Here is a 26,733-nt window from a genome sequence, read left to right on the forward strand (position 1 = left end):
TTCAAAAGCCGTACTCAAGAAGGTAGTGGCTTTGGTGCTGCTCCTCCCACGAATTTGACCGCAAGAAACGCAGTTCCCCCATGGGCTGGCCGATCTAAAGTGGTGTTGTACTTTTCACACCCGCCCATCAAGGAGTCCGATCATGTCTTATGAATATAAACTCATGCCCTCGCCGGTCGGCCAACTGACCCTTGTGGCCAGGCGCGGGAAACTCGCGGCCATCCTATGGGAAAACGAGCGCGCCAATCGCGTGTGCCTGGGGCCGTTGCAGGAGGCCGTCGACAATCCAGTATTGCTGGAAACCGAGCGGCAGTTGAGAGAGTACTTCGCCGGCACCCGCAACCGTTTCGAGCTGGAACTGGACTTTGCCGGTACCGACTTCCAGAAGAAAGTCTGGCAGGCGTTGTTGACCATTCCACACGGCGAAACCCGCAGCTACAGCCAGATCGCCTTGCAGATTGGCAACCCCAAAGCGGTGCGTGCGGTGGGCGCCGCCAACGGGCGCAACCCGATCTCGATTGTTACGCCGTGCCACCGGGTAATTGGTGCGTCGGGCGGGTTGACCGGGTTCGCTGGTGGCCTTGAGGCCAAGCAGTATTTGCTGGAGCTGGAAGATGGCGCTCAAACGACAATCGCCGTCTGACGCCTGATCGTTCCCTCGCTCTGCGTGGGAACGATCAATCAAGCAGGGCTCGAATGTCTTCCAGCAACGCCTTCGGGATCTCAACCCCGCTCTTCAAACTCCGCGCCCTCGCCTCGAACCTGCGCTGCGAAGGCAACCGCGCCCCCTGCCCGGTAATCGCCTCAAACATCCCTTCCGCCCGCTGCAAGCCTTGTTCATATTCCTCCCCCAGGAACACCTTGGGATCGAACGCCAACACCAACTCCCCATGGCACGGCGCCGCCCCCACGCCGCCATCAAAGGCCATGGATTCAGCACTGGTCAGGTCCCCGATCAACGCACCCGCCAGCAATTCGATCATCGCGGCCAACGCCGAGCCTTTATGGCCGCCGAAGGTTTGCATGGCGCCTTTCAAGGCAGCATTGGCATCGGTGGTGGGTTGGCCGTCCGCGTCGATGGCCCAATGTGCAGGAATTTCCAGCCCCTGGCGGGCATGGAGTTCGATATCACCTCGAGCGATTGCGCTGGTGGCAAAGTCAAAGACGAAGGGATTACCACCTGGCCGAGGCCAGGCAAATGCCAGCGGGTTGGTACCGAACACCGGCTTGCTCCCCCCCTCCGGCGCAACCCAGCTGTGGCTGGGGTTCATGGCAATGCCCACCAGGCCGGCTGCGGCGATGGCTTCGACCTCTGGCCACAGGGCCGAGAAGTGGAAGCAGCGCTTGATGGCCATGGCCGCGAGCCCTTGGCTACGGGCTTTATCCACCAGTAACGGCAGGCCCGCCTGAAAGCTCAACAATGAGTAACCGTAGTGCGCGTCCACTTCAACCACACCCGCCGAAAGGTGGCGCACGCTGGGCACGGCCAGCGGATCAACCTTGCCTTGACGCAAGGAGCGCACGCAGCCCAGCAGGCGGTAAACCCCATGGGAATGGCATTCGTCGCGCTGGGCGCAGGTAATGACCTGGGCAATGGCTTCAGCGTGGGCCTCGGACAGTCCGTGATGGGTCAGCACGTTCAACGCCAGGTCATGGACGGCTGACAGTGAAAGGCGCTCAGTCATGGACACGCCCACCGTTAATCTGCCGGGGCACGTCCAAGGGATTGGCGTCTGCCAACTCCAGCGGCAATAGTGCAGCGGGTAAATCCTGATACGACACCGGCCGCAGGAAACGCTTGATCGCCAGGCTGCCCACCGACGTAGTGCGCGTGTCCGAGGTTGCCGGGAACGGACCGCCGTGGACCATGGCGTGCCCCACTTCAACACCCGTGCCAAAGCCGTTGACCAGCACGCGTCCGGCCTTGTTTTCCAGGGTCGGCAACAGCCCGCGTACTTGCGGGTAATCGGCCTCGCTGATGTGCAAGGCGATAGTCAGTTGGCCTTCCAGGGCGCTGATGACTTGCTTGAACTGAGCCTCGTTATTGCAGCGCACGATCAACGAGGCAGGGCCAAACACCTCTTCACGTAACGCCAGGCCCTGCAAGAAGGCCACTGCCGACGTGGCAAACAACGCCGCCCGTGCCTGATAGCGCTCCCCCTCAAGGCCCTGGCCCAATGTCTCGACCCCGGCGTGGGCCCGCAAGCGCTCCGTACCCTGACAGTAGCTGCCATGAATCCCGGTCGTCAGCATGGTCTGGGCTGCAGCCTTCTCTAAAGCCTCGACAGCGGCCTCTTCAAACAACCGTAACGCCGGCCCATCAATTGCCAGGATCAATCCGGGGTTGGTACAAAATTGCCCGGCACCCAAGGTCAGCGACACTACAAATTCGTTCGCCATCACTGCCCCACGCTCCCTTAGCGCATGGGGCAACAGCAACACCGGATTGATCGAACTCATCTCGGCATACACCGGGATCGGTTCCTCTCGGTCCGCCGCAATATTCATCAACGCCACACCGCCGGTTCGCGAACCGGTAAAACCCACCGCCTTGATCCGCGAGTCCCCGACCAACCCTTGGCCGATGCTGCGGCCGGTATCGAACAGTAGCGAAAACACGCCTTCCGGCAAGCCATGGAGGCTCACTGCCTGCTGAATCGCCCGACCGACCAATTCCGATGTCCCGGGATGCGCCGAATGCGCCTTGACGATCACTGGGCAACCCGCCGCCAGCGCCGAGGCGGTATCGCCACCGGCCACAGAAAACGCCAGGGGAAAGTTCGACGCACCGAATACCGCTACCGGGCCGATGGCGATGTTGCGCAAGCGCAGGTCCACCTTCGGCAATGGTTTGCGATCGGGCTGGGCCGGGTCAATGCGCACGTTGAGAAAGCTGCCCTGGCGCACCACCTCGGCAAACAGCCGCAATTGGCCGACCGTACGCCCACGCTCGCCTTCAATGCGGCCACGAGACAGCCCGGTTTCCTGCATGCAACGCTCGACCAGTTCGTCCCCAAGGGCGAGGATGTGGCTGGCGATACTCTCCAGAAATGCCGCACGCTGCTCCAGCGGCCGCGCGCGATAATCGTCGAAAGCGGCCTCGGCAAGCGAGCAGGCGCGGTCCAGATCCGCCAGGCCGGCGCCGCCAAACGCCGGCTCCAGGGTTTGGCCGGTGGCCGCATCCAGCCCGCGAAACTCGCCATTTTCACCGCGATACGCGCGCTGGCCGATCAGCAGTTGACCTGTCATGGACATGGGTTACCTCTCGCTATAGGTCAGGGAAATCATTCTTCGTCACCGTCCAGTACCAGCTTGTGGGCTGGCACGCCGGTATTGGCACCCCAGTAGTAAATGCCCAGGGCCATGACCGTCACCACCAGGGTGTCGTAGGGGTGGACCAACGCACCAATGCCACCAAAACTGCCCAGGTAAGAAATCAGCATCATCAGGGCGTAAAAGGCGATCAGCCACAGGGACGAACGCACTTGCTCCCCCAGGCTCAGATGCGCGGTGGGCACCAGGCGCTTGCAGCCCAGGTAGATCACAAACATAAGGATTTGCAGGCCCAGTAACCACGACACCGTGCCCCAACCGGACCAGTAGACGATCAACGCGGCAATCACGAACGACACCGGGCCGAGCACGGCAAAACCACTGACGCGGAATGGGCGCGGCAGGTCCGGCGCGCTCTTGCGCAACGCGGCCACGGAGATCGGGGCGATGGCGTAACTGAGCACCAACGCCGCCGAGACCACGTTGATCAGCGCTTCCCAGGACGGGAACGGCAGGGTCCAGAACACCGACAAGGCAAAGGTCAACCACAACGCCGGGCGCGGGATGCCGGACTTCTCGTCGATGCGGGTAAAAATCTTGAAGAAGGTGCCAGTACGCGCCCAGCCGTAGACCACCCGTGGCGTGGCGTTCATGTAGATGTTGCCGCAGCCGCTGGGAGAAATCACCGCGTCGGCCACCACCAGGTAGGCCAGCCAGCCCACACCCAGGGTCAGGGCGATATCGCGGTATGGCAGGGAGAATTCCTTGCTGATGGCGCCCCAGCCATTGGCGAGCATTTCCGTGGGAATACTGCCGAGGAAGGCCAGTTGCAGCAGGCCGTAGATCAGGGTGGAGAGCAGTACCGAGAGGATCAGCGCGATAGGGATGGTGCGTTGCGGATTGCGTACTTCACTGGCCACGGAGATGATTGGCGTAAGTCCCAGGTAAGCAAAAATGATCCCGCCAGCAGAAACCGCCATCTCAATGCCCGACAAGCCAAACGGGGCAAAACCCTGGACATGAAAGTTGTCGGGTTTGAAGAACGTGAACAGCACAGCAATCACCAGCAACGGCACGATGAACTTGAACAGGCTGATGAAGTTGTTGGCCTTGGCGAAGGTCTTGACGCTGTAGTAATTCAAGGCAAAAAACAGGCAGAGCAAGGCGAACTGCACCAACCAGCCGATGATTGTCGGGTTGCTGGTGCCTTCATGGGTCAGGCCTGGAAACCAGGCTGCCGCGTATTGCCGGGCCGCCACCACTTCAATCGCCACCAGGCTGGAGAAAGCGATCAGGGTTATGAAGCCCATCAAGTAACCCAGCAACGGGCCGTGGGAAAACACCGGGTAACGCACCACTCCGCCCGCGCGCGGCAAGGCGGCACCCAGTTCGCAATAGACAATCCCCAGCAGCAGCACGGCGAAGCCGCCCAGCAACCAGGAAAAAATCCCCGCCGGCCCGGCAATCGCCGAGACGTGGCTGGCGGCAAACAGCCAACCAGAACCAAAGATCGCCCCCAAGCCGATAAAGGTGAGGTCGACCAGCGATAACTGTTTCTTGAACTTGCCTTGGCCAGACATAGGCGTGCCTTCTTTTATGGGTTATTGGAATAGGCAGATCGAAATGTCATGCAGGAGCGAGCTTGCTCGTAGCCGTGTAGCCGCTGTAGCCGCTACACGGCTACACGGCTACAACGGTTGTCGCGAGCAAACCCCACATTGGGTAGGTTTACAGACCCACATCCGGCAATACCGGCCGCTCGGCCAAAGCCTTGGCGACGATGGCTTTCACCTCGGCCAGCGTCTCACCCTGCAACGCCAGGCGCGGCGGACGGGTAATCGAGGAACCACGGCCTACCAGTTCTTCACAGAGCTTGATGCACTGCACAAGGTCCGGTCGTGCGTCGAGGTGCAGCAACGGCATGAACCAGCGATACAACGCCAGCGCTTCGTCAAAGCGTTTTTCCTTGGCCAGGCGGAACAACGTCTCGCCCTCTTTCGGGAACGCGTTAGACATGCCCGAGACCCAACCTTCGGCACCCACGGCGATGCTTTCCACCACCACATCATCCAGGCCGGCGAACAGCACAAAACGATCACCCACGGCATTGCGCAGGTCGATAAAACGCCGGGTATCGCCAGAAGAGTCCTTGAAGCAGACGATGTTTTCGCAGTCCTGCAGGGCAATCAATACGTCCGGGGTAACGTCGTTTTTGTAGATCGGTGGGTTGTTGTAGACCATCACCGGCAAATCAGTGCTGGTGGCAATCGCCCGAAAGTGCGCAGCGGTTTCCCGGGAAGTGGCGGAGTACACCAGGGCCGGCATCACCATCACGCCATCGACGCCGACACGGGCGGCTTCCTTGACGGTGTTGCGGGCGAAATCGGTGGTGAACTCGGCGATGCCGGCGATCACCGGAATACGGCCGGCGGCAGCGTCCTTGGCCACCTCAATCACCGAGAGTTTTTCCGCGGTGCTCAGGGAGGTGTTTTCACCGACGGTGCCGCACACCACCAGGCCGGAAACCCCGTCGTCCACCAGGTTGCGAATCACCGCATGAGTGGCTTCCAGGTCCAGGGAAAAGTCTGGCTTGAACTGGGTGCTGACAGCGGGAAAAACCCCGCTCCAATCGATGGCTTTACGGCTCATGGTCTTGTCCTTATTAGGGTCGGTCTGGCCGACTGGCGTTGGAAACGTAAAACAGATTCCGCTTTTTGCGCCGATGCAGCTTGAGACTTTTCCTGCGTGAAGGAGACGAAATCGGCACAGTCGGCCGGCCTGCCCAAGCGCCGGAAATTGTGCCGATTTCGTCATCCCAACCCGCGAAAACCAACAAGCGAACCCACCCCGATGCAAGCCACTCTGTAGGCCACTCTCATCAGGTGCTGCCATGAAAAAAATCACTGTCATCGACTCACACACCGGGGGCGAACCCACTCGCCTGGTGGTCGCGGGGTTCCCGGAGCTGGGTCAGGGTTCCATGGCCGAGCGCAGGCAGGTGCTTGAGCGCGATCATGATCAATGGCGCGCCGCCTGTGTGTTGGAACCACGGGGCAGCGACGTGCTGGTGGGCGCGTTGTTATGCGAACCGCAAGCGACCGATGCCTGTGCCGGCGTGATCTTCTTCAACAACAGCGGCTACCTGGGCATGTGCGGCCACGGCACCATCGGGCTGATGCGTTCGCTGCACCATTTGGGGCGCATTAGCCCTGGCGTGCATAACATCGAAACCCCGGTGGGCACCGTGCAAGCCACCTTGCATGACGACCTGTCGGTAAGCGTGCGTAATGTGCCCGCGTACCGCTATCGCAAAGCGGTCGAACTGAACGTACCTGGCCACGGTTTGGTCCGCGGCGATATCGCCTGGGGTGGCAATTGGTTCTTCCTGATCAGCGAGCATGGCCAGCGCATTGCCGGCGATAATGTCGAGGCATTGACGCACTACACCTGGGCGGTGCGTGAAGCCCTGGAAGCGGCCCATATCACCGGCAAGGATGGCGGCGTGATCGACCATATCGAACTGTTCGCCGACGACGTCCAGGCCGACAGCCGCAATTTTGTATTGTGCCCCGGCAAGGCCTACGACCGCTCTCCCTGCGGTACCGGCACCAGCGCCAAACTGGCGTGCCTGGCGGCCGACGGCAAGCTGGCCGAGGGTGAAAGCTGGACCCAGGCCAGCGTGATCGGCAGCCAGTTCACCGCACACTATGAGCGGGTGGGCGAGCAGATCATCCCGACGCTGCGCGGCACCGCTCACTTGAGCGCCGAAGCCACCTTGCTGATCGAAGACGGCGACCCGTTCGCCTGGGGCATTGTGCTGTGAAGGCCGAGGCCGATGTGATTGTGGTCGGCGCCGGTATTATCGGCGCGGCGTGCGCCCATGAGTTCGCCTGTCGCGGCCTGAGAGTACTGGTTCTGGACAACGCCAGCGGCGGCGCCACGGGTGCCGGCATGGGCCACCTGGTGGCGATGGATGACAACGCGGCCGAGCTGGCCCTGAGTCACTATTCCATCGGCCTGTGGAATGCCCTGCGCGATGAGATGCCCGCCGCCTGCGCCTACCGCAATTGCGGCACGCTGTGGCTGGCTGCCGATGGTGCCGAGATGGACCTGGCGCGGGCCAAGCAACGCACCCTGGCCGACCACGGCATCGACGGCCAACTGCTCGACAGCGGGCAACTCGCGCAGTTGGAGCCCATGCTGCGCACAGGCCTGGGCGGTGCCTTGAAGATCAGTGGCGACGGCATTCTCTACGCCCCGGCAACCGTCCAGTGGCTGTTGCAAAAGCACCCGCTGATCAACCAGCGCCAGGCCGATGTCAAAGCCGTCGGCCCGCAACGCGTGCAGCTCGATGATCAAAGCACCTTGTCGGCTGAGTACGTCGTGGTGGCCAACGGTTATTCGGCTCGCACGCTGCTTCCGGAATTACCATTGCGGCCAAAAAAAGGCCACTTGCTGATCACTGATCGTTACCCGGTGCAAGTCCGCCATCAACTGGTGGAACTGGGCTACGCGGCCAGCGCCCATGCCAGCGACGGCACTTCGGTGGCGTTCAATGTGCAGCCGCGTCCCACCGGGCAATTGCTGATTGGCTCATCGCGACAATTCGATACCCTGGAGCGGGCCGTTGAACCCGAGGTGCTCGCGCGCATGCTGCAACGGGCAGTGGCATATTTGCCGGGATTGAGCGAGCTCAATGGCATTCGCGCCTGGACGGGTTTTCGCGCGGCGACACCCGACGGTTTGCCGATCCTCGGCGAGCATCCACGGCAAAAAGGCTTGTGGCTGGCGGTTGGGCATGAAGGCCTGGGGGTCACCACCGCACCTGGCAGCGCCCGTCTGCTGGCGGCGCAAATGCTGGGTGAAACCCCTGGCCTGGATATCCGACCTTATCTTCCCGAGCGCTTCGCGCCATTGGCTGGAGTGACGCCATGATCATCTACCTGGAACGTCAACCGCTGACGGTACGCGCTGGCAGCACCGTTGCCGCTGCGGTAACGCTCACTCGCACGTCCTGCACCGGCCAGCCCCGCGCGCCTTTTTGCGGCATGGGCATTTGCCAGGAATGCCGGATGACTATCGATGGCCGGCGCCAACTGGCCTGCCAGACCCTGTGCCGGGAAGGCATGCAGGTGGAGCCAAGCGTATGAATCAATCATGCGACATCCTGATCATCGGCAGTGGCCCCGCGGGCCTGGCCGCCGCCCGTGCCGCCTGTCAGGCGGGCCTGGGTATCACGGTCATCGACGACAACCCACGGCCCGGTGGCCAGATCTGGCGCAATGGGCCACAGACCCGCCTGGAACCTGCGGTGCTGGCACGCTTGGCAATACTGGAACACCCCTCGATCCGCTACTTGCCGGGGACCCGCGTCGTCGCGGCGCTCAAGCCAGGATCACTGCTGCTGGAAAACGCCGAACACGGATTTGTCATAACGTACCAGCGCCTGATTCTCTGCTGTGGCGCCCGGGAGTTGCTGTTGCCATTCCCCGGCTGGACGTTACCGGGTGTCACCGGTGCCGGTGCACTGCAAGCCCTGGTGAAAAACGGCTTGTCCATCAGCGGCGAACGCACGGTGATTGCCGGCAGCGGGCCGCTGTTGCTGGCCAGCGCAGCCACCGCGTGCAACGCCGGCGCGCAGGTTAATCAGGTGCTGGAACAAGCCTCGGGCACATCGGTCATGGGGTTTGCCGCGCACCTGTGGCGCTGGCCAACCAAAATCCGCCAGGCCATCGGCCTCGCCACCACCGTTTACCGCTGGAACAGTCATGTAGTCGAGGCCTTGGGTGAACAACGGCTGGAGGCCGTGCGGGTTAACGTGGGCGGCCGTCTCAAGGACATTCCTTGCGAGCGCCTGGCCTGCGGTTTCGGGCTGGTGCCCAATACCACCCTCGCCGTGCATTTGGGGTGTGAGCTGCAAGGCACCGCCATCGCGGTCGACCCACACCAACGCACCATCCTGCCCCAGGTTTACGCCGCAGGAGAATGCACCGGCGTCGGTGGCAGCGAACTGGCCATGGTCGAAGGGGAGATTGCCGGGCTGGCAGCCAGCGGGCAGCACCAAGAGATCAAGGCGCTACTGAGTCATCGCGACCGTTGGCAGGCCTTTGCCGACCGCGCTACGCAAGCCTTCGCGCTGAACCCGGCGATCCATAACCTGGCGCAGCCTGATACGCTGCTCTGTCGGTGTGAGGATGTGCCCTTTGCCGCCATGGCTTGCGAAGCCTCCTGGACTGCCGCCAAACTGCAAACCCGCTGCGGCATGGGTGCCTGCCAAGGGCGCGTATGTGGCAGCGCCGCGCAGGCATTGTTTGGCTGGGAAGCGCCACTGCCACGCACGCCCCTGGTACCCGCACGGATCAGCACCCTCCTGTAGCCGCAGCCTCGGGCAGCGGCTACACGTGAACACAGGCACAGACATGAACGACACCGCGCTGCTCAATCGCCTAACCGCCACTGCCCCCCAGGACATCGACAGCCTGCTGGGCAGCATTGCGTTGATCCTGCCGCTGCTGGACAGCATTCCCAGCACGGTGTTTTTCATCAAGGACCTGCAGGCCCGTTACCTGGCTGCCAACCTGACCCTGGCCCAGCGCTGCGGCTTCAAGACAGTGGCGCCGCTCTTGGGCAAGACCTCCGCCGAAGTCTTCCCGGCCGTGCTGGGGCCGGTCTATACCGAGCAGGACCAACGGGTGCTGCGCCAGGGCATCACCATCAAGGGCCAATTGGAATTGCACCTGTACGGCAGCCGCGAGCCAGGCTGGTGCCTGACCCACAAGCTGCCGCTACAGGGGCGCGGCGGGGAGGTCATTGGCATGGCCGGCATCTCCTTCGACCTGCAGGCGGCCCGCGACGCGCACCCGGCCTATCAACGCTTGGCGGCGGTGGACCGACACATTCGCGAGCACTACAGCGAGGCGATTCGCATGGATGACCTGACGGCCATCGCCAACCTGTCCGTGGCGCAACTGGAGCGCTACTGCAAACGGATTTTCCACCTGACGCCACGGCAGATGATCCACAAAGTGCGCCTGGAACATGCCTCGCGCTTGCTGCTCGGTCAATTACCGATCACCGATGTGGCACTGCAATGCGGCTACACCGATCACAGCGCCTTCAGCCGCCAATTCAAGTCGCTGACAGGGGTCAGCCCACGGCAATTTCGCCAGAGTGCGCTGGCCTGAGCGGTGTTACTTGTCCGCATCTGCCTTTTGTACTTGCACCGATGATTGTGTGCCGCTGGTGTTGTCCTGGGTTTCATTGTCCGAGCTGTCGAAACAACCTTGCAGGGCAAACAGGCAGCAGGCCAGGCATAGGCTACGGGTGATATTCATGGCGTGTTTTCCAGTCCAGGGAGTGATGAAGCAGTGACCCGGGCCAGGTCACAAAGGTTTCAACGGGTTTTAGGCTTGTCGGCCGAACGGTCGCGATAGCAAAAAACACACATTGGCTGGAGCCGTGCCTTTGTAAAAAGAAATTTCAGAGCTCGTCCCAGGTCAGTATGTTCATCACCCCTTTGAGGACGCGGCAATGAAATTCTCTGTTCTCTCACAGTCCTTGTCCCGTTGGGCAGGCAGTGCCCGTACGTTTTATGCGGCAGTGACGTTGATTTTTCTATGGAGTTTGAGTGGGCCTTACTTTCACTACAACGACACGTGGCAGCTGATCATCAATACCTCGACCACCATCATTACCTTTCTGATGGTGTTTCTGATCCAGAACACCCAGAACCGTGACAACGATATGTTGCACATCAAAATTGATGAATTGCTGCGGGCCACCAAAGACGCGCATAACGCCGTGCTGAGCCTGGACGGCCTGAATCGCAAGGAACTGGAAAAACTACGCGCCGAGTACACGGTTATTGGCGATTGCGATGAAATCCCCCCTTCAACGCTGCTTACCAAAGGCCCCGAAGCCGGGAAGAAACCCAAGACCGATCTGAATCAGAGATAAATAAACGGCAGCTAGGTCGTTGCCCAGCTGCCGCTTTCATTGTCCACCCCAAGGCCTTCAACCTTCGCCTTGATAACCTTTGCCGTAGACGCCGGCCAGCGCCCTGGCTCTTTCCAGACGAGTCTCCAGCTTGGGCAACGTCTCATCGACCAGCGCTTTTATTTCAGGAACACTGGATTCGGCACCTTCCTTCTTGAACAAGGCAATGGCGTCCTCATTGGCCTTGATCTCCTGAGCGGTGTAGGCCGCGTCGAAGGAGTCGCCATCCTTGAGTTCAGGCATCAGCGATTCGGCCTTGTCGATAATCTTGTCCCGTGGCGCCACGGGCAAATCGAGTTTCTTGGCAATGGCTGCCAAGTGCTGATTGGCCAGGGTGCGTTCATTGATGACCTCAATGGTGTAGTCCTTGATTTCCTGGGACGTGGTCTTGGCGTGGGCCATGCGGCTGGTTTCGATATCGGCCATACCCTTGGCCGAAGCCTGCTCGATGAACTCGGCAGGCGACTGGGCGAAAGCACTGCTGGCGCCGAGGCCCAGCAGCATCGCAAAACTGGCGGTGCGTAACCGGATAGCCATGCGGCTCATGATGGGTTCCTCCAGATAATAAACAGGTGTCGGAGAACGTGCCCCCGCATAGACTCTGAATTTTCAAGGCGACAAAGGTTTAGAAAAAACTGAACAATGCGACGAACGGTCATCATTGACTCAAGCCTTGTTTGCGAACAATCCCGGCAATGCGTGGGCCAGGGCGTTGATCGCAAAACCGATAAACATCACCCCGCACAACCTTGTGATCATCACTTCATGGCGCTGATAGACGGCCCGCACCTGCCGGGCGCCGACCACGCCTATGAGGATCGCGTAGGCCGCAATGCCACCGATAAAACTGATGAAGATCAGCCACGGCAACATCGACCATGTGAGCAGTTCAGCTCGGCTGGAGAGCAACGCGGTAAACGTCGCCACGGCCACGGGATAGGCCTTGGGATTGGTCAGGCCGAACAGGATGCCGTGCCAGAATGGTTTACGCGCTGCACCCTGAGGCCCCACCTCGCTGCCGCGCTGGGTGCGGATTGCACGCCAGCCGAGCCAGAACAGGTACAGGCCGCTCAGCACACCCAGCACATCGAAAGCGCTGCTGCCAATTTCCCGGGCGCCGACGATGGCGATCAACGCCGTGCTGCACCACACCACATCCCCCAGCAAGTGCCCACACAAGAAGCCAGCCCCGGCTCGACGGCCACGGGCGGCACCAATGCCGAACACCGCCAGCACACCGGGACCAGGAGTAATGCCATAGATAAAGCCCGAAGCGAGGACAGCGAACAATAAGGATGAGGTCATGGGGATTAAACTCTGACAGAGAGAGAACTGGCCGGTTGATTCTGCATGTTCTGTGACTACGGGTAAAACTTCATTCCTGTATAGGGTTTGGCTCGACAGGCCTGCAGCCGTGAGACCAGGTCGCCGACATGGATTTCCAACTGGTGGCCATCGGGGTCCAGAAAGTAAAACGAGGCACCTTCGCTGCGGTTATCCCGCCACTCCTGCACGCCGGCCGCCCGCAGGCACTCAACCTGAACGGCAAAATCAGCGGCGGCGGCACTGAATGCATAGTGAGTGTATCCGGCCATAGGCTCCGGCCGGCGCGATAAATCCAGCGACAAACACAACCAGAGTCCGGGTAGCGAAAGGTAGGCACCGGTGTCCCACGTGGCGTCCAGGTGCAATTGCAACAGGTCGTGGTAGAAACCGACGCTGCGGTTCAGATCGGTGACAGCCAGGGTCAGGTGGTTGAGGCCTGAAAGCATGCGGTTAATCCTTCTTTGGCGAGAGCGTCAAGACAATACATTTTCAACCTGCTCGATCAGCCACTGCAACGCCGGATCCCCTCCCCGCCGCGAATGCCAGGCCAACACGAAGGCGAAGGTCGGGATCGGGAACGGCGGCGGCACGGCCAGCAGGTGCTGGTGATCGAGGTTGAGCAGGCTGCGGGACGAGACCGTGAGAATCAGGTCGGTGCCCCGAATCAATTGGGGCGCAACCCCCCAATGCGGCAGGCTGATGGCGACATGGCGTCGTTCGCGAATCGCCGTCAGCGCCCGTTCGATTTCCGGGGTGCCGCTGCCGCGCATTTCCAGCAGGACATGAGGTCGCGCCAGGTAGGTAGGCAGGTCGAGCGTGTCACCTTCTGGCAGGCTGGCGCGGTCTACCAGGCAGGCGTAATGCTCTTCGAACAAGGGCGTGCTGCGCAGTTCCGCAGGCAGGTCGGGAAACACCCCGGCGGCCAGGTCAATGTCACCGTTGAGCACACCCTCGACCATGCCTTCACGACTGGCGTGGATGATCAGCAAATCAATGCCGGGGGCTTCCCGGCGCAGGGTGTGCACCAGTCCCGGCAACAAGAGCGCCGCACCGTAGTCCGACATGGCCAGGCGAAAGGTGCGCTTGGCCGAGACTGGGGCGAACCGATCAGGCGCCAGCAGCGCCTGCATTTGGGCCAGGGCGTCGGCCAGGGGCGCCGCCAACGCCAGGGCGCGCGAGGTGGGCATCAACGAGCGGCCCTGACGTACCAGCAGCGGATCTTCCAGCAGGTCACGCAAGCGTGCCAGGGCATGGCTCACCGCCGGTTGGCTCAGGTGCAAGCGCTCGGCCGCTCGGGTCACGTGTTGCTCGCTGAGCAAAACGTCGAGGATCACTAACAGGTTGAGGTCGATGCGGCGCAAATCATTCATCTGGTGCATGCCCAGCATAAGAACTTGGAATTTAAATTTGCGCGACGAATGCAATAGAGTCCAGAAAAACCTCCGGGAGAATGTTCATGACGACGTTGCATTGGCTGGGCTTGTTGCTGTTGGCGGTGATTGCGGGAGCGGTCGTACCGTTTCAAAGCGCGATCAACGCCAATCTGGGACGTGGGTTGGGGCATCCGCTGTGGGCTACCCTGGCATCATTGCTGGTGAGCATTGTGGTGTTGCTCCCCGTCATTGTGGCCCTGCGTTTACCGCTGCCCAGCCTTGGGTCCATTACCCGAGCGCCCTTGTGGATGTGGGCCGGTGGCGCGTTTGGCGTATGTTTTATTTCCCTGGCGCTGATCCTGTTGCCCAAACTGGGAGCCTCGGGATTTATCGCCTTGGCCATGGCCGGGCAAATCATTGCCTCGCTGATGCTCGATCACTTCGGACTGTTTGGCCTGGTGGAGCGCCAACTGACAGCGCCCCGGTTGATCGGAGCGCTGATGTTGATGGGCGGCGTGGCGCTGATTCAGTTCAGTGCGTTGCCGAGTAAAGTGCTGGCGGCGGCTTGATGATCAGAGTTTGTCCAGTGTCCGCAGTTTTTGCGGCAAACCCCAGAGCAACAGGGCTGCCGCAATCAGCGCGCACACGCCGATGACATAGAGGGCCGGCGTTGTGCTGCCGGTCAGGTCGCGAATCCGGCCGACCATCACCGGGCTGACGATGCCACCGAACTGGCCCAGGGTGTTGATCACCGCAATCCCGCCTGCCGCTCCAGCCCCTGCTCCGGCCAGGAGTTTTGGGGGCAAGGTCCAAAAGGTCGGGATCGAGGCGATGATGCCGGCGCCCAACAAGCCAAGGGCGACAATCAGGAAGGTGGTGTGATCGGCGAAGATCCCGGCGCAGAAGAACCCTACCGCGCCCAAAGCCACCAAGCCGCTGACGAACTTGCGGCGCTCGCCGGTGGCGTCCGATAAACGTCCGATCACCACCATGGTGATAGCACCACACACATAAGGAATAGCCGTCAGCAGGCCGATCGTCACCGGGCTCTGGGTGCCGGCGCTACGAATCAATTGCGGTGCCCAGAAATTCAGGCCGTAAGATGCCACCTGGATCAGGAAGTAGATAAAACCAAGCATCAGGAACCCCGGAATACGGATCGCCGCCAGCAGTGAACCACCCTGTGCGTGCGGCTCATGCCGGGCAATACGGCTGGACAGCAAGGTCTTTTCCGCCGGGCTCAACCAGTGGGCGTCCTCAATGCGATCCTTGAGCAGGGTCAATACCAGGAAACCCAGGCCGATGCAGGGCAAGCCTCCCAGCAGGAACAACCAGTGCCAACCGCGCATCTGCAGCACGCCGTCCAAATGCTCGAGCACTAGTCCGGAGAATGGCGCTCCCACCAACCCGGCAAAGGCCGAGGCCAGGAACAACATAGAGGTGATACGCCCACGGTAGTGTTGCGGGAACCACAGGGTCAGGTAATACAGCACGCCGGGGGCAAACCCGGCTTCCATTGCACCGATCAAAAAGCGCAGCGCATAGAACTGCCACTCGCTGGTCACGAACACCATCGCAGCGGTAGCCAGGCCCCAGGACATCATGATCCGTGCGATCCAGCGGCGGGCACCAACCTTGTACAGCATCATGTTGCTTGGCACTTCGAAGATCACGTAGCCGACCACAAACAGCCCCGCCCCCAGGCCGTAGGCGGTGTCACTCAAGCTCAGGTCAGCCTGCAGTTGGAACTTGGCGAAACTGATGTTGATACGGTCAAAAAAGGCGAACAGATAGCAGACCATGATCAACGGCATCAAGCGCCAGGCGACCTTGCTGACCAGCGCTTTTTCGGCATCGTGCTCAGCGACCGGGCGCGCGCCGGCCTCCAACGTATTAAGGCTCATTGTTTTTCTCCAGGTGGACTGCCCGCAGGTGTCCGATTGTTTTTGTTGTCTGGTTGAGGCTTACAGCGTCGCGATATAACCCGGCGGCGGATGCAGGTCGCAATTGCGCCCGGCCTTGGCCACCTGGCCAGGCAACTCATGGCCGAGCAGCGCCGGAAGTTGCCGGGACAAGCGCAACAGATAAGGCAAGTCGATACCGGTCTCGATGCCCACTTCGTCACACAGGTTGACCAGGTCTTCGGTGCAGATATTGCCCGACGCACCCGGCGCGAACGGACAGCCCCCCAAGCCACCCAGGGCCGCGTCAAAACGTCGGGCCCCGACCTCATAAGCGGCCAGCACATTGCACAAACCCAGGCCGCGGGTGTTGTGGAAGTGCAGGGTCAAGTGATCGGCACTCACCCGCTCCAGCACCCGCTTGACCAGGCGTTCAACCTGGCGCGGATTGGCCATGCCGGTGGTGTCAGCCAGGGTGACGCTCTGGATGCCCAGCGCCTGATAAGCGTCCACCAGTTGCAGCACACGGTCTTCATCGATCCGGCCTTCGAATGGGCAACCGAAGGTCGTGGCGATACTGCCGTTGAGCCGTACCGGGTGGTCGCCGGCAAAACTCACCACATCGCCGAATGCGGTCAGTGAGGCCTCGCAACGCATGCGCATATTGGCCAGGTTGTGGGTCTGGCTGGCGGACATCACCAGGTTCAACTCATCGGCCCTGGACTCGATGGCCCGTTGTGCGCCCTTGAGGTTGGGGATCAGTGCCACATAGATGATCCCCGGGTGGCGGATGATGCCCTGGAACACTTGTTCACCATCGCGCAACGCCGCAATGGCTTTGGGCGAGACGAATGACCCGGCCTCGATCCGCGAGAATCCGGCCAGGGACAATTGGTCGATCAGGGCGATTTTATCGGTGGTCTCGACCCACGTTGGCTCAATCTGCAGGCCATCCCTGGGCGATACTTCCTGCACGATCAAGGCGTCGGAATAATCATGAGTCACTGCACTACTCCCAAGGTTTTCAGACGTTGAATATCGGCGCCGGTCAGGCCCAGGCTACCGAGGATGTCGTCGGTATGCTGGCCCAGGCTCGGCCCCGACCAGTTCACGCTGCCGGGGGTTTGCGAAAGCTTGGGCACGATGCCCGGCATCTTCACCGTCAGGCCGCCAGGCAGTTCGGCGCGAAGCAGCATGCCGCGGGCCTGGTAGTGGGGATCGGTGACGATATCGGCCACGGAATAGATGCGGCCAGCCGGTACTTCGGCTGCTTCCAGGGCGCTGAGTACTGCGTCGATGGGCAGGCTGCTGGTCCAATGGGTGATAGCCGCGTCCAGCAAGCCGCTTTTGGCCGCGCGGCCGTCGTTATGGGCAAATTCCTCGGCTTCGGCCAGATCGGCGCGGCCAATGGTCGTCATCAGGCGCTTGTAGATCGGGTCGCTATTACCGGCAATCACCACGTAGGCACCGTCCGCCGTGAGGTAAGTGTTGGAGGGCGCAATCCCCGGCAAAGCGCCGCCGCTGCGTTCACGAACGTGGCCGAGCATGTCGTATTCCGGAACCAGGCTTTCCATCACGTTGAACACACTTTCGGCCAAGGACACGTCCACCACCTGACCGTCGCCCTGGCCAGTCTTGACCCGCAGCAGCGACATGAGTGCACCGATCACCCCGTGCAAGGACGCCAGGGAATCACCGAGGCTCACGCCGACCCGCGCCGGCGGTGAGTCGGGGTTACCAGTGGTGTAGCGAATCCCGCCCATGGCCTCGCCGATGGCGCCAAACCCCGGCCGATCACGATAGGGGCCGGTCTGGCCATAGCCCGAGATGCGCACCAGGGTCAGTTTGGGGTTGAGGGCATGCAACACGTCCCAGCCCAGCCCGAGTTTTTCCAGGCCACCGGGGCGCAGGTTTTCGATCAACACATCGGCGTCGGTCAGCAGTTGCTTGATCAGGCTGATGCCTTCGGCGGACTTGAGGTCCAGGGCCAGGGATTTCTTGTTGCGTGATTGCAGGTACCACCACAGCGACGTGCCCTGGTGCAGCTTTCGCCATTTACGAAGCGGATCGCCCTGCCCCATGGCCTCGACCTTGATCACCTCGGCGCCGAACTCTGCCAGCAGCCGAGCAGCGAAGGGCGCCGCAATCAGCGTACCGATCTCGATCACCTTGATACCGCTCAGGGGAGCCGTCATGGGGTGTACCTCTTGTTCTTGGAATGTGGGCCAAGGCTAGAGGACGACGGCGGTATAAATCCAACCTTCAGTTGGCAACGAGCGTTCGCGAAACGCGAATTAGCAGAGCATTTACTGACAGACCGATCTGTCAGACACCCACTTCAGGCTCTTGCAGGTATTCAAACAACAACCGACTGACTGGCGACAAACGGGCCTCATCGCGCACCACGACAATTAAACGCCGGTCTGCCCACTCATCGGTCAACGGTACCGCGTGCAGCCCCAGGCTGCGGCCAAACAACTCATAGGCCTTTTGCGGCAGGATACCGATGCCCATGTTGGCCTGGACCATCCGGCACATGGCGTCAAAACCCGGCACATGGATGCGCAGGTGCAGCAGCTTGCCCGCCTCACGCGCTGCGGCGTGGGTGCGCATGTTGATCGAACTGGCCGAATGCAAGCCAACATAATCGCTGCCCAGGGTCTCGGCGAAGGCCAATTGCTCGCGACCCCTCAGGGGATGATCGGCTGGCATCAACACCACCAGTTTGTCCCGGCGATAGGTCACGCTGGGCAGGCCCTTGGTATCGGTATCGCAGGAGCAAATCCCCAGGTCGGCCACACCGTCAAGCACGCCCTGGACCACGCCTTTGCTGGGACGTTCTTCAAGGTCGGTCTTGACCTGCGGATGCAGCGCCGAAAAGTCGCGCAAGTCTTCGGGCAAAAACTGAATAATCGCCGACAGGTTAGCCAACATCCTCACATAACCCCGCAGGCCGTGGCTGTGCTCGCCCAGTTCCTGGCCCATTTTCTCGACGTTGAACAGCATCTGCCGACCATGGTGCAGCAGGGTTTCGCCGGCAGCCGTGAGGCTCATGCCCTTGGCCTTGCGCACAAACAGGCTCATGCCCAGCACCTGCTCCAGCTCCATCAAGCGTTTGCTCGCCGCCGATACCGCGATCGCCTCGCGGGCGGCAGCGCGGGTCAACGTGCCTTCTTCATGGACCGCGACGAACAGCTGCAAGGTGATCAAGTCAAGGCGGCGGACCAGGCTTTTGGGCAGCATCAGGCGGACTCTTTGGCCAGTCGATTGATGTCTGCCTGCTCCACCACCGGTTGCGCGTTGCCCTGGCGGGCCAGGGTCAGCATCGCCTGGCCGAGCACTTCGGTGCTGACCACCCCGGCCGGCCAAAGGCCTCGGGCCAGGGTCAGCAAGGGGCCGGTCAAGGTATAGATCGATTGATAAAGCGGGGTTTTCGAACGCACGCCATGGAGTGGCTGAATGATGCCCGGGCGTAGCAGGTACACCGCTTTGAACGGCAGGCGCAGCAAGGCGTTTTCAGTCTTGCCCTTGACCCTCGCCCACATCACCTTGCTCGTCTGCGAACTGTCGGTACCGGCACCAGACACATAGACAAAGGTCATCTGCGGATTGAGCCTGGCCAACGTGCTGGCGGCCACCAGGGTCAGGTCGTAGGTCAGGTGGGTGTACCTGGCTTCATCCATGCCCACCGAGGACGCGCCCAGGCAAAAAAAACAGGCATCGAAGCCCTGTAGCAGGTTTTCCAGGGGCTGGAAGTCGAGCATGTCAGCGTGCAGCACCTGATGCAGTTTGTCGTGTTCCTGTGTCAGGGACGTACGGCCAACAGCCACCACTTCCTGCACATCATTGGCCAGCAGGCACTCGCGCAACACGCCCTGGCCGACCATGCCAGTGGCACCAAATAACAGAACTCTCATCAAAACTCCCATACCCTTGCAGGATTTGACTGAACCGCAAGCAATTCTTCCACACTCTATGTCTGTATCACTCTGCAAGTTAGCACTTAACTCAAGCGACTGAAGCAACCGCGTCCGAAAACCCCATTACGTTTTCCTGCTCGCTCGCCTGCACCATCGTCCCCAGGCCAGCGACACAGACATTCTCGACGGCGCAATACACGGAATACAAACAGCAGGAACACTACGCATTGCAAACTCTAAAAACCGCTGCAAACTTGCCATACGTGAGCAATATGAAACAGAACCTTCCAACCTTTTTAACGCAACTTGCTTAAGCACCCGACCTTGCAGCGCCGCCAGTTCTGGAATACTTCCGTTGCTCGCCAGCGCTGCATTTACAAATGCATACCCCTCCCACCATGGTATTTGACAAGCAATCCCATTATTCAATGAATCACCTTAAATCCTCATGCGCGGATGAGACAAAAGCAATCACAGCACCTCATAATGACATTTCATTTCTCGAAGACTTATGTAAAAACATAAAAAAGTTGCGTACATAGCTGATGGCCTATATAGCATGGGCGGTGTTGCTGACGTGGAAAGCCTCCTCTACCTAAAGTCACGTTATGGGCTTTTCCTTTATCTAGATGACTCTCATGTTTTATCAGCAGTAGGAAGAGGTGGAAGTGGTCATGTACGACCACGACTATCACAGTTAGATGACCAAATTATTATAGTCGCTTCTTTAGGAAAATCGTTTGGAGCAAGCGGCGGCTTGATCATGCTTGGCAATGAACATCAAAAAGATTTCATACATCGCTATGGAGGACCCAGCAATTGGTCTCAGCGTTTGAATGCTGCCGCCATCGGAGCTGGGTTGGCATCCATTGAAATTCACAAAACAAATGAACTGTCTACTCTCCAAGAAAAACTCCAGAGCAACATCAACCTTTTTGATAGCTTAGTAAATACAGGGCAATCAGGAACTAGCACAGCCATCCGTTTAATCACTTGCGGCGAAGCCAAAATAGCAAACAAAATAGCTACCAAGCTTGCTAACAAAAAATTCTTTACCTCAGCAGTATTTTTCCCTGTAGTACCACGAGAAAAAGCCGCCATACGTATTACACTACGAGCAGATATGACCCACTCATTAATTAGATTATTCTGCAGCCAACTGACGAATTTAATGAAAGAGCACAACGATGGCAAACACTCATTACTGCGCAGCGACATATAATCACCCACAACCATAATATTTATAACACTCTAAACACAGTATTGAGCGTTGATAGATTAAATTCTTACACGGTCAAAACTTCGTGGTCAGCACGCCTCCATTTTTTTTGTTGGAGGCGCTCTACAAAAAGGATGTTCTGCTCTTGAAAAGCACCACAACCCTGACAATCGCCTGCAGCGCGGCCTTTCTGTCCCAGGTGGGTATTAGCAGTTATTTGCCCGCCGTCCCGGCGATTGCCCAATCCTTGCCAGCCGCCGAAAATCAAGTGGCGCTGGCACTGGCGGTGTATCTGATCGGCATGGCGCTGCCGATGCTGTTGTGGGGCAGCCTCGGGGAGCGGCTGGGCAGGAAACCGGTGTTGCTGACGGCGCTGGGCCTGTATGCCGTGGCCAGTGCGGCCATACCATCGGCGTACACCATTGAGTCCTTCCTTTCACTGCGGCTGATCCAGGGGCTGGGCGCAGGCGGTGTCTCGGTGATGGCGAGGGTACTGATCCGCGACAGCTTCAGCGGTGCGCTACTGGCCAAGGGGTTATCGTGGCTGGGAATGACCTTTGTGATCGCCTTGGGAATTGGCCAGTTCATCGGCTCGTTGCTACAGGTAGCGTTCGGTTGGGCAGCCATTTTTTATGGACTGGCATTCGCGGCCATCGGGTTGATGATTTCGTTGCAGTGGGTAACCTTCCCGGTATGGGTGAAAACCTCCGGGCAAATGCCCGCTTGGCGAATCTACGGCACGATCCTGCGTCATCCGGCGTTTCTACGGGCGGCCCTGATCGGCGGCTTGGGTTATGGAGTGATCATCGCCTTCAACACCTATGCACCGTTGATTCTGCAAGGGCGATTCGAGTGGAGCGCGGCGCAATATGGGCTGCTGGGCTGGCCGATCAGTGGCGCCTATTTGGCGGGCGCGCTGATGGTCAATCGCTGCGTCGCACGTATCGGGCGCCTGTCGATGATGAGCTGGGGCATGGCGCTGGTGATGATTGGCAGCGCGACAATGTTGCTCGGCAGTTTGTTCGCTGGCGGTCTGGCGATCCTGTTGTGGCTGCCGTATTGCCTGGCAGTATTCGGTCAGTCGATGAGTTATCCCATCAGCTTGTCCCTGGCCAATGACAGGTCGCCGGTGAGCGGCTCCTACGCCATGGCCTTGAGCGGTTTCATACATCAGTTGATGGCTGCGACTATAGGTGGCGTAGCCAGCCTTCTGGCCAGCCAGCAGGCCTGGCCACTGGCGCTGCTGTGTGTAGCGCTGGCGGGCGGCGCACTGTTATGCGTCGCCCGATCCCGAGCCGATTAAAACCCGCTGCGAAAGATCTGTTCAAGCTGACGCTGATTGCTAAAAGACTGTCCTGCCCCGCCTGCGGCATCTTGATCAAGATCAAGCCCTGCTCATGATAAAGTCAGCGCCCAGCCGCTTTTGAGTAGACCCGCCGCAATGAAGGATTTCCAGGATGTTGACGCCCCTCTTGAAGACTGGAGCACCTTGCGCGACAGCACTGCCTTCAATGGGATTCTGATCGGCAACGGCGCCAGCCGCGCGGTGTGGGAAGACTTTTCCTACGACTCGCTGTTTGAGAACGCCCGCACCGTGGAAGAAAAACCATTGAGCCAGTCCGAACTGAGCGTGTTCGAGGCGATGCAAACCCGCAGTTTCGAGCAGGTGCTGGGGGCGCTGAAAACCACCAGCAGGGTCAACAAGGCCTTGGCGATCAGCTCGGCGGCGCCGCGCAATCGTTATTACGCGATCAAGGAAGCGCTGATCAACACCATCCATGGCGTGCATATCCCGTGGCGCCTGGTGCAGCCATCGACGTTGGTGACTATCCATCAGGAACTGGCCAGCTACTCCACGGTATTCACCAGTAATTATGACCTGCTCAACTACTGGTCGATCCTGCATGTGCCAGGCATTGATGACCTGTTTCGCAATGCCGATGCCAGCTTTGACCTGCGTAATACCGCCAGCGACACCACACGCATTCTCTACCTGCATGGCGGCCTGCACCTGGTGCGCAACCTGGATGGCACAGCGCGTAGATTGCCGACCACCGACAGCACCTTGCTGAGCAGTTTTGCGATCAACAATACGATCAAGACCTTGGACGATGTACCGCTGTTTGTCAGCGAAGGCAAGGTCGAGGAGAAGCTCAAGACCATTCGCAGCTCGGATTACCTATCGTTCTGCTACGAGCAGTTGCTGAACCATGAAGGCGCACTGTGCATCTTCGGCCATGACCTGGGGCCGCAGGATACTCATCTGGTGCAGGCGATCCGCCAGGCCAGGGTGAAGACCCTGGCAATTTCAGTGTTTGGTCGTAGCGAAGCTTTCATCCGGCAGCAGAAACGGCGTTATGCAGGGTTGTTTGAAGGGATGGACGTGCAGTTGCGGTTTTTTGCGGCGCGCAGCCATGCGTTGGGCAATCCGGCGCTATCGGTCCCTGTTGAACGTTGAGCTCTTTGTAGGCGCGAGGAAACGCCTAGTGCTTGCTCACGCCTGACACCAATGGTGCCCTCAGGTTTTTCGCGAGCAAGCTCGCTCCTACTCGCTGCTGTGCACCACCACCAACAACTGCGCCTGTACCTCCCCTACCGACCTGATCCGATGGGGTTTCTGCGCATTAAAGTGCAGCGCATCCCCGCGTTCCAGAATTACCCGTTCGTTCATGAAATCCACCTCCACACGGCCTTCATGGACAAACAGAAACTCCTCCCCCAGATGCTCCTTGAAGGTCTTGTCGATGAACTCGGCCGGCGGATAGATGATGAACGGTAACAGGCTACGCTCGCTGACCTGATGAGCCAGAACCGCGTAACCCGGTGACGCATCAGTGCCGGACAGTGCCTGGCGTTCGTGACTACGCACCAGGCTGTAATTATCGAGGCTGACGCTGTCTTCGCTGAACAGTTCTTCGACCTTCACGTTCAGCGCCTTGGCCAGTTTCAGTGCGGCAGCAATCGATGGCGTATTGAGCCCGCGCTCGACTTTCGATAGGTAGCTCTTGGTCATCCCGGACTTTTGCGCCAGGGCCTCCAAGGTCACACCAAGTTTTTTTCTCAGTATTTTCAAACGGATAGACATGTGCAGCAGTTAATCCATAAAAGAGGCGATGAGGAGCGCTTGTCAATGACACTTTGTGTCATATAGTATTTTAAGTGTCATTTGCGTTCCCCTACGACCTTGCAAGCAGCGGGAGACCAGCAAATCCGACGTCCATTGAATCACCCAAAGGACACCGATATGGCCAAGACATTAGCACTCCCCAAAGACCAACTGGTCAAGCAAGCGCTGAGCCAGATGCAAAACACCCTGGCGGATAATACGTGGACCGACCGGCAAAAGCTGGCGTTGACCTGCCGTATCTTGTTCGAGAACGGCCATGACTCCGGCCTTGCCGGCCAGATCACCGCCCGCGGACCGCAGCCTGGCACCTACTACACCCAGCAACTGGGCCTGGGTTTTGATGAGATCACCGCCAGCAATCTGCTGCTGGTCAACAAAGACTTGGAAGTCCTTGAAGGCCATGGCATGCCCAACCCGGCCAACCGCTTTCACAGCTGGGTCTACCGTGGCCGGCCGGATGTGAACTGCATCATCCACACCCACCCGACCCACATTGCCGCGTTGTCGATGCTGGAAGTACCGCTGCAGGTGTCCCACATGGACCTCTGCCCGCTGTATGAAGATTGCGCCTTCCTGCAAGCCTGGCCCGGCATTCCCGTAGGCAATGAAGAAGGGGAAATCATCACCACCGCCCTGGGGGACAAGCGCGCCATTTTGCTTTCTCACCACGGCCAACTGTCCACCGGGACCAGCATCGAGGAAGCCTGCGTAATCGCACAGTTGATCGAGCGTGCGGCCAAGTTGCAGTTATTGGCGATGTCGGCTGGCACCATCAAGCCGATCCTGCCAGCCCTGGGGCGCGAGGCCCATGCCTGGATCTCCAAGCCCAAGCGCCACGGCGCCGCGTTCAACTACTACGCTCGGCAGAACCTGCGTCAACACGCCGACTGCCTGAACTGAACCCCCTTTTTACCGGAGACCTTCCATGTCCAGTCCCTCTATTCACGGCATCATCGGCTACACCATCAGCCCTTTCAGCGCCGATGGCGAACGCATTGACCTCGATGCCCTGGGCCATTCCATTGACCGTTTGATCGACAGCGGCGTACACGCCATCGCCCCTCTGGGCAGCACCGGCGAAGGCGCTTACCTGAGCGATACGGAGTGGGATGAGATCAGCGCCTACAGCATTCAAAAAGTCGCCAAGCGCGTGCCGACCATCGTCAGCGTGTCCGACCTGACCACCGCCAAGGCCGTGCGCCGCGCACGCTTCGCCGAAGCCCATGGCGCGGACGTGGTGATGGTACTGCCAGCCTCTTACTGGAAACTCAGCGAGGCGGAAATCCTCGCTCACTACGCAACCATCGGCGATAGCGTCGGTGTGCCGATCATGCTCTATAACAACCCGGCCACCAGCGGTACCGACATGTCGGTGGATTTGATCCTGCGGATCTTCAAGCACGTCGACAACGTGACCATGGTCAAGGAGAGCACCGGCGACATCCAGCGCATGCACCAACTGCAGCGCCTGAGCGACGGCCAGGTGCCGTTCTACAATGGTTGCAACCCGCTGGCCCTGGAAGCGTTTGCCGCCGGCGCCAAGGGCTGGTGCACCGCCGCGCCGAACCTGATTCCACAACTCAACCTGGACTTGTACCAGGCAGTGCTGGACAACGATCTGACAAAGGCACGGGCGTTGTTTTATCGCCAGTTGCCATTGCTGGAGTTCATTCTCAAGGGCGGCCTGCCGGCGACGATCAAAGCGGGATTGCGGCTCGTGGGATTGGAGGCGGGAAATCCACGGTTGCCGGTGTTCCCGTTGGGTGAGGCACAGCGCAGTCAGCTACAACAACTGCTAACCGTATTGCGTTAATCCCCACACTTGATCGGCGCTAACCTTGAGGTTTCACCAGGCAAAAAAAAGCGGTGCACCGACCAAGTGCACCGCAAAAGCCGTAGAACACAGCAACAACGATTCGGTAATTCCAATCAGTCCAGCAACGCCAGTGCCTCGGCGGTGGTTTCCTGGATGCGGGCCCAGTCGCCGTTCTTGATCCACTGCGGATCAAGCATCCAGCTACCGCCCACGCACATCACGTTTTTCAACGCCATGTAGCTCTTGATATTGGCCGGGCTCACGCCACCCGTCGGGCAGAATTTCACTTCGCCAAATGGGCCTCCCAAGGCCTTGATGGCAGCAACGCCACCGCTGACTTCCGCCGGGAACAGCTTGAAGCGCCGATAGCCCAGACCGTAGCCTTCCATGATGCCGGAGGCATTGCTGATGCCGGGCAGCAGCGGGATCTGACTGTGCACCGAGGCTTCCAGCAGGTCACGGGTAATGCCTGGTGTGACGATAAATTGCGAACCCGCCACTTCCGCTGCTTCCAGCATATGGCGATCCAGCACGGTGCCAGCACCAGTGCACAGTTCCGGACGCTGCTCGCGCAGCACTTGGATGGCCTTGAGGCCGAACTGTGAACGCAGGGTCACTTCCAACGCCGTCAAACCACCCGCGGCCAAGGCATCGGCCAAGGGCAAAATGTCCTGTTCGCGGGCAATAGTGATCACCGGCAAGATCCGCGCCTTGGCGCAGAGACTGTCGATCAAGGCAATTTTGTCCGCCATGGAAACGGTAGGTTGAGGGCTTTTCATCGCG

The 26,733-nt window shown here is 59.8% G+C and carries 28 protein-coding genes and 1 pseudogene; 13 read left to right on the forward strand and 16 right to left on the reverse strand.

What is annotated here, in order from left to right:
- Positions 1 to 142: 142 nt before the first annotated feature.
- Positions 143 to 643 carry a methylated-DNA--[protein]-cysteine S-methyltransferase gene (locus GIR22_RS16950; protein WP_154744456.1) on the forward strand — a complete coding sequence of 167 codons (501 nt, stop codon included), beginning with the start codon at positions 143 to 145 and terminating at the stop codon, positions 641 to 643.
- Positions 644 to 677: 34 nt separating this feature from the next.
- On the opposite strand, the gene GIR22_RS16955 is transcribed toward GIR22_RS16950, so the two are convergent.
- The 4 genes from GIR22_RS16955 to GIR22_RS16970 form a co-directional block, all read right to left on the reverse strand.
- Entirely contained in the window at positions 678 to 1,685 is a 1,008-nt protein-coding gene (locus GIR22_RS16955; RefSeq protein ID WP_154744457.1) for an Ldh family oxidoreductase, read from the reverse strand.
- On the reverse strand, positions 1,678 to 3,255 hold the full coding sequence (locus GIR22_RS16960; protein WP_154744458.1) for an aldehyde dehydrogenase (NADP(+)): 1,578 nt from the start codon (positions 3,253 to 3,255) through the stop codon (positions 1,678 to 1,680). The genes GIR22_RS16955 and GIR22_RS16960 overlap by 8 nt, the downstream gene beginning before the upstream one ends.
- Before the next feature lie 29 nt (positions 3,256 to 3,284).
- Positions 3,285 to 4,853, reverse strand: a complete 1,569-nt coding sequence (locus tag GIR22_RS16965; RefSeq protein WP_154744459.1) for an APC family permease — start codon at positions 4,851 to 4,853, stop codon at positions 3,285 to 3,287.
- 148 nt (positions 4,854 to 5,001) lie between these two features.
- On the reverse strand, positions 5,002 to 5,922 hold the full coding sequence (locus GIR22_RS16970) for a dihydrodipicolinate synthase family protein (protein WP_154744460.1): 921 nt from the start codon (positions 5,920 to 5,922) through the stop codon (positions 5,002 to 5,004).
- Between the two features lie 241 nt (positions 5,923 to 6,163).
- Between GIR22_RS16970 and GIR22_RS16975 the strand changes: the two genes are divergently transcribed.
- Genes GIR22_RS16975 through GIR22_RS16995 form a run of 5 tightly spaced genes read left to right on the forward strand, consistent with a single transcriptional unit; the run spans position 6,164 to position 10,457 of the window.
- Positions 6,164 to 7,096, forward strand: coding sequence for a 4-hydroxyproline epimerase (locus GIR22_RS16975; protein ID WP_154744461.1), 933 nt, complete (start codon positions 6,164 to 6,166; stop codon positions 7,094 to 7,096).
- Positions 7,093 to 8,208: an FAD-dependent oxidoreductase gene (locus GIR22_RS16980; protein WP_178122319.1), complete on the forward strand. Its 1,116-nt coding sequence runs from the start codon at positions 7,093 to 7,095 to the stop codon at positions 8,206 to 8,208. The genes GIR22_RS16975 and GIR22_RS16980 overlap by 4 nt, the downstream gene beginning before the upstream one ends.
- Positions 8,205 to 8,423 carry a (2Fe-2S)-binding protein gene (locus tag GIR22_RS16985; protein WP_154744463.1) on the forward strand — a complete coding sequence of 73 codons (219 nt, stop codon included), beginning with the start codon at positions 8,205 to 8,207 and terminating at the stop codon, positions 8,421 to 8,423. The genes GIR22_RS16980 and GIR22_RS16985 overlap by 4 nt, the downstream gene beginning before the upstream one ends.
- Positions 8,420 to 9,649 (forward strand): NAD(P)/FAD-dependent oxidoreductase, encoded by a 1,230-nt coding sequence (locus tag GIR22_RS16990; RefSeq protein WP_154744464.1) that lies wholly within the window; start codon positions 8,420 to 8,422, stop codon positions 9,647 to 9,649. Before GIR22_RS16985 ends, GIR22_RS16990 begins: the two co-directional genes overlap by 4 nt.
- 43 nt (positions 9,650 to 9,692) lie before the next feature.
- Entirely contained in the window at positions 9,693 to 10,457 is a 765-nt protein-coding gene (locus GIR22_RS16995; protein ID WP_154744465.1) for an AraC family transcriptional regulator, read from the forward strand.
- A gap of 6 nt (positions 10,458 to 10,463) precedes the next feature.
- Here the strand turns inward: GIR22_RS16995 and GIR22_RS25975 are convergent, their stop codons facing one another.
- Positions 10,464 to 10,607 carry a hypothetical protein gene (locus GIR22_RS25975; protein WP_178122320.1) on the reverse strand — a complete coding sequence of 48 codons (144 nt, stop codon included), beginning with the start codon at positions 10,605 to 10,607 and terminating at the stop codon, positions 10,464 to 10,466.
- A 196-nt stretch (positions 10,608 to 10,803) separates the two neighbouring features.
- On the opposite strand from GIR22_RS25975, the gene GIR22_RS17000 reads away from it, so the two are divergent.
- Positions 10,804 to 11,229, forward strand: a complete 426-nt coding sequence (locus GIR22_RS17000) for a low affinity iron permease family protein (protein WP_154744466.1) — start codon at positions 10,804 to 10,806, stop codon at positions 11,227 to 11,229.
- Between the two features lie 57 nt (positions 11,230 to 11,286).
- Here GIR22_RS17000 and GIR22_RS17005 read toward each other — a convergent pair whose 3' ends face one another.
- The 4 genes from GIR22_RS17005 to GIR22_RS17020 form a co-directional block, all read right to left on the reverse strand.
- Complete coding sequence (locus GIR22_RS17005) at positions 11,287 to 11,814, reverse strand: DUF4142 domain-containing protein (RefSeq protein WP_154744467.1); 528 nt, start codon at positions 11,812 to 11,814, stop codon at positions 11,287 to 11,289.
- A 120-nt stretch (positions 11,815 to 11,934) separates the two neighbouring features.
- The gene (locus GIR22_RS17010; RefSeq protein ID WP_154744468.1) at positions 11,935 to 12,573 is read right to left on the reverse strand and encodes a LysE family translocator; all 639 of its coding nucleotides are present in this window, start codon (positions 12,571 to 12,573) and stop codon (positions 11,935 to 11,937) included.
- A gap of 56 nt (positions 12,574 to 12,629) precedes the next feature.
- Positions 12,630 to 13,040: a fosfomycin resistance glutathione transferase gene (fos, locus tag GIR22_RS17015; protein ID WP_154744469.1), complete on the reverse strand. Its 411-nt coding sequence runs from the start codon at positions 13,038 to 13,040 to the stop codon at positions 12,630 to 12,632.
- 27 nt (positions 13,041 to 13,067) lie between these two features.
- A complete protein-coding gene (locus GIR22_RS17020; protein WP_154744470.1) occupies positions 13,068 to 13,973 on the reverse strand; it encodes a LysR family transcriptional regulator in 906 nt (301 codons plus the stop codon).
- Positions 13,974 to 14,050: 77 nt separating this feature from the next.
- Here GIR22_RS17020 and GIR22_RS17025 point away from each other — a divergent pair, with 77 nt between their 5' ends.
- Positions 14,051 to 14,536: a DMT family transporter gene (locus GIR22_RS17025; RefSeq protein ID WP_154744471.1), complete on the forward strand. Its 486-nt coding sequence runs from the start codon at positions 14,051 to 14,053 to the stop codon at positions 14,534 to 14,536.
- A gap of 3 nt (positions 14,537 to 14,539) precedes the next feature.
- Here the strand turns inward: GIR22_RS17025 and GIR22_RS17030 are convergent, their stop codons facing one another.
- From GIR22_RS17030 to GIR22_RS17050, 5 genes are all read right to left on the reverse strand, one after another.
- Entirely contained in the window at positions 14,540 to 15,871 is a 1,332-nt protein-coding gene (locus GIR22_RS17030; RefSeq protein ID WP_154744472.1) for an MFS transporter, read from the reverse strand.
- Between the two features lie 60 nt (positions 15,872 to 15,931).
- On the reverse strand, positions 15,932 to 16,873 hold the full coding sequence (locus GIR22_RS17035) for a hydroxymethylglutaryl-CoA lyase (protein ID WP_178122321.1): 942 nt from the start codon (positions 16,871 to 16,873) through the stop codon (positions 15,932 to 15,934).
- The gene (locus tag GIR22_RS17040; protein ID WP_154744473.1) at positions 16,870 to 18,063 is read right to left on the reverse strand and encodes a CaiB/BaiF CoA transferase family protein; all 1,194 of its coding nucleotides are present in this window, start codon (positions 18,061 to 18,063) and stop codon (positions 16,870 to 16,872) included. The genes GIR22_RS17035 and GIR22_RS17040 overlap by 4 nt, the downstream gene beginning before the upstream one ends.
- Before the next feature lie 130 nt (positions 18,064 to 18,193).
- Complete coding sequence (locus GIR22_RS17045; RefSeq protein ID WP_154744474.1) at positions 18,194 to 19,111, reverse strand: LysR family transcriptional regulator; 918 nt, start codon at positions 19,109 to 19,111, stop codon at positions 18,194 to 18,196.
- The gene (locus GIR22_RS17050; RefSeq protein WP_154744475.1) at positions 19,111 to 19,785 is read right to left on the reverse strand and encodes an NAD(P)H-binding protein; all 675 of its coding nucleotides are present in this window, start codon (positions 19,783 to 19,785) and stop codon (positions 19,111 to 19,113) included. The genes GIR22_RS17045 and GIR22_RS17050 overlap by 1 nt, the downstream gene beginning before the upstream one ends.
- 148 nt (positions 19,786 to 19,933) lie before the next feature.
- Between GIR22_RS17050 and GIR22_RS17055 the strand changes: the two are divergent.
- From GIR22_RS17055 to GIR22_RS17065, 3 genes and pseudogenes are all read left to right on the forward strand, one after another.
- Positions 19,934 to 21,010, forward strand: a pseudogene (locus GIR22_RS17055) (aminotransferase class I/II-fold pyridoxal phosphate-dependent enzyme); the annotation flags it as partial.
- A 142-nt stretch (positions 21,011 to 21,152) separates the two neighbouring features.
- Positions 21,153 to 22,310, forward strand: coding sequence for an MFS transporter (locus tag GIR22_RS17060; protein ID WP_154744476.1), 1,158 nt, complete (start codon positions 21,153 to 21,155; stop codon positions 22,308 to 22,310).
- A gap of 138 nt (positions 22,311 to 22,448) precedes the next feature.
- Complete coding sequence (locus GIR22_RS17065; protein ID WP_154744477.1) at positions 22,449 to 23,465, forward strand: DUF4917 family protein; 1,017 nt, start codon at positions 22,449 to 22,451, stop codon at positions 23,463 to 23,465.
- An 87-nt stretch (positions 23,466 to 23,552) separates the two neighbouring features.
- On the opposite strand, the gene GIR22_RS17070 is transcribed toward GIR22_RS17065, so the two are convergent.
- Positions 23,553 to 24,092 carry a helix-turn-helix domain-containing protein gene (locus GIR22_RS17070; protein ID WP_154744478.1) on the reverse strand — a complete coding sequence of 180 codons (540 nt, stop codon included), beginning with the start codon at positions 24,090 to 24,092 and terminating at the stop codon, positions 23,553 to 23,555.
- A gap of 159 nt (positions 24,093 to 24,251) precedes the next feature.
- On the opposite strand from GIR22_RS17070, the gene GIR22_RS17075 reads away from it, so the two are divergent.
- The gene (locus tag GIR22_RS17075; RefSeq protein ID WP_154744479.1) at positions 24,252 to 25,034 is read left to right on the forward strand and encodes an aldolase; all 783 of its coding nucleotides are present in this window, start codon (positions 24,252 to 24,254) and stop codon (positions 25,032 to 25,034) included.
- Between the two features lie 25 nt (positions 25,035 to 25,059).
- On the forward strand, positions 25,060 to 25,947 hold the full coding sequence (locus GIR22_RS17080; RefSeq protein WP_154744480.1) for a dihydrodipicolinate synthase family protein: 888 nt from the start codon (positions 25,060 to 25,062) through the stop codon (positions 25,945 to 25,947).
- A 116-nt stretch (positions 25,948 to 26,063) separates the two neighbouring features.
- Here GIR22_RS17080 and GIR22_RS17085 read toward each other — a convergent pair whose 3' ends face one another.
- Entirely contained in the window at positions 26,064 to 26,729 is a 666-nt protein-coding gene (locus tag GIR22_RS17085) for a bifunctional 4-hydroxy-2-oxoglutarate aldolase/2-dehydro-3-deoxy-phosphogluconate aldolase (protein ID WP_154744481.1), read from the reverse strand.
- Between the last annotated feature and the right edge of the window lie 4 nt (positions 26,730 to 26,733).

Origin of the sequence: Pseudomonas karstica (assembly GCF_009707515.1) — a bacterium.
GTDB classification, from domain to species: Bacteria; Pseudomonadota; Gammaproteobacteria; order Pseudomonadales; family Pseudomonadaceae; genus Aquipseudomonas; species Aquipseudomonas karstica.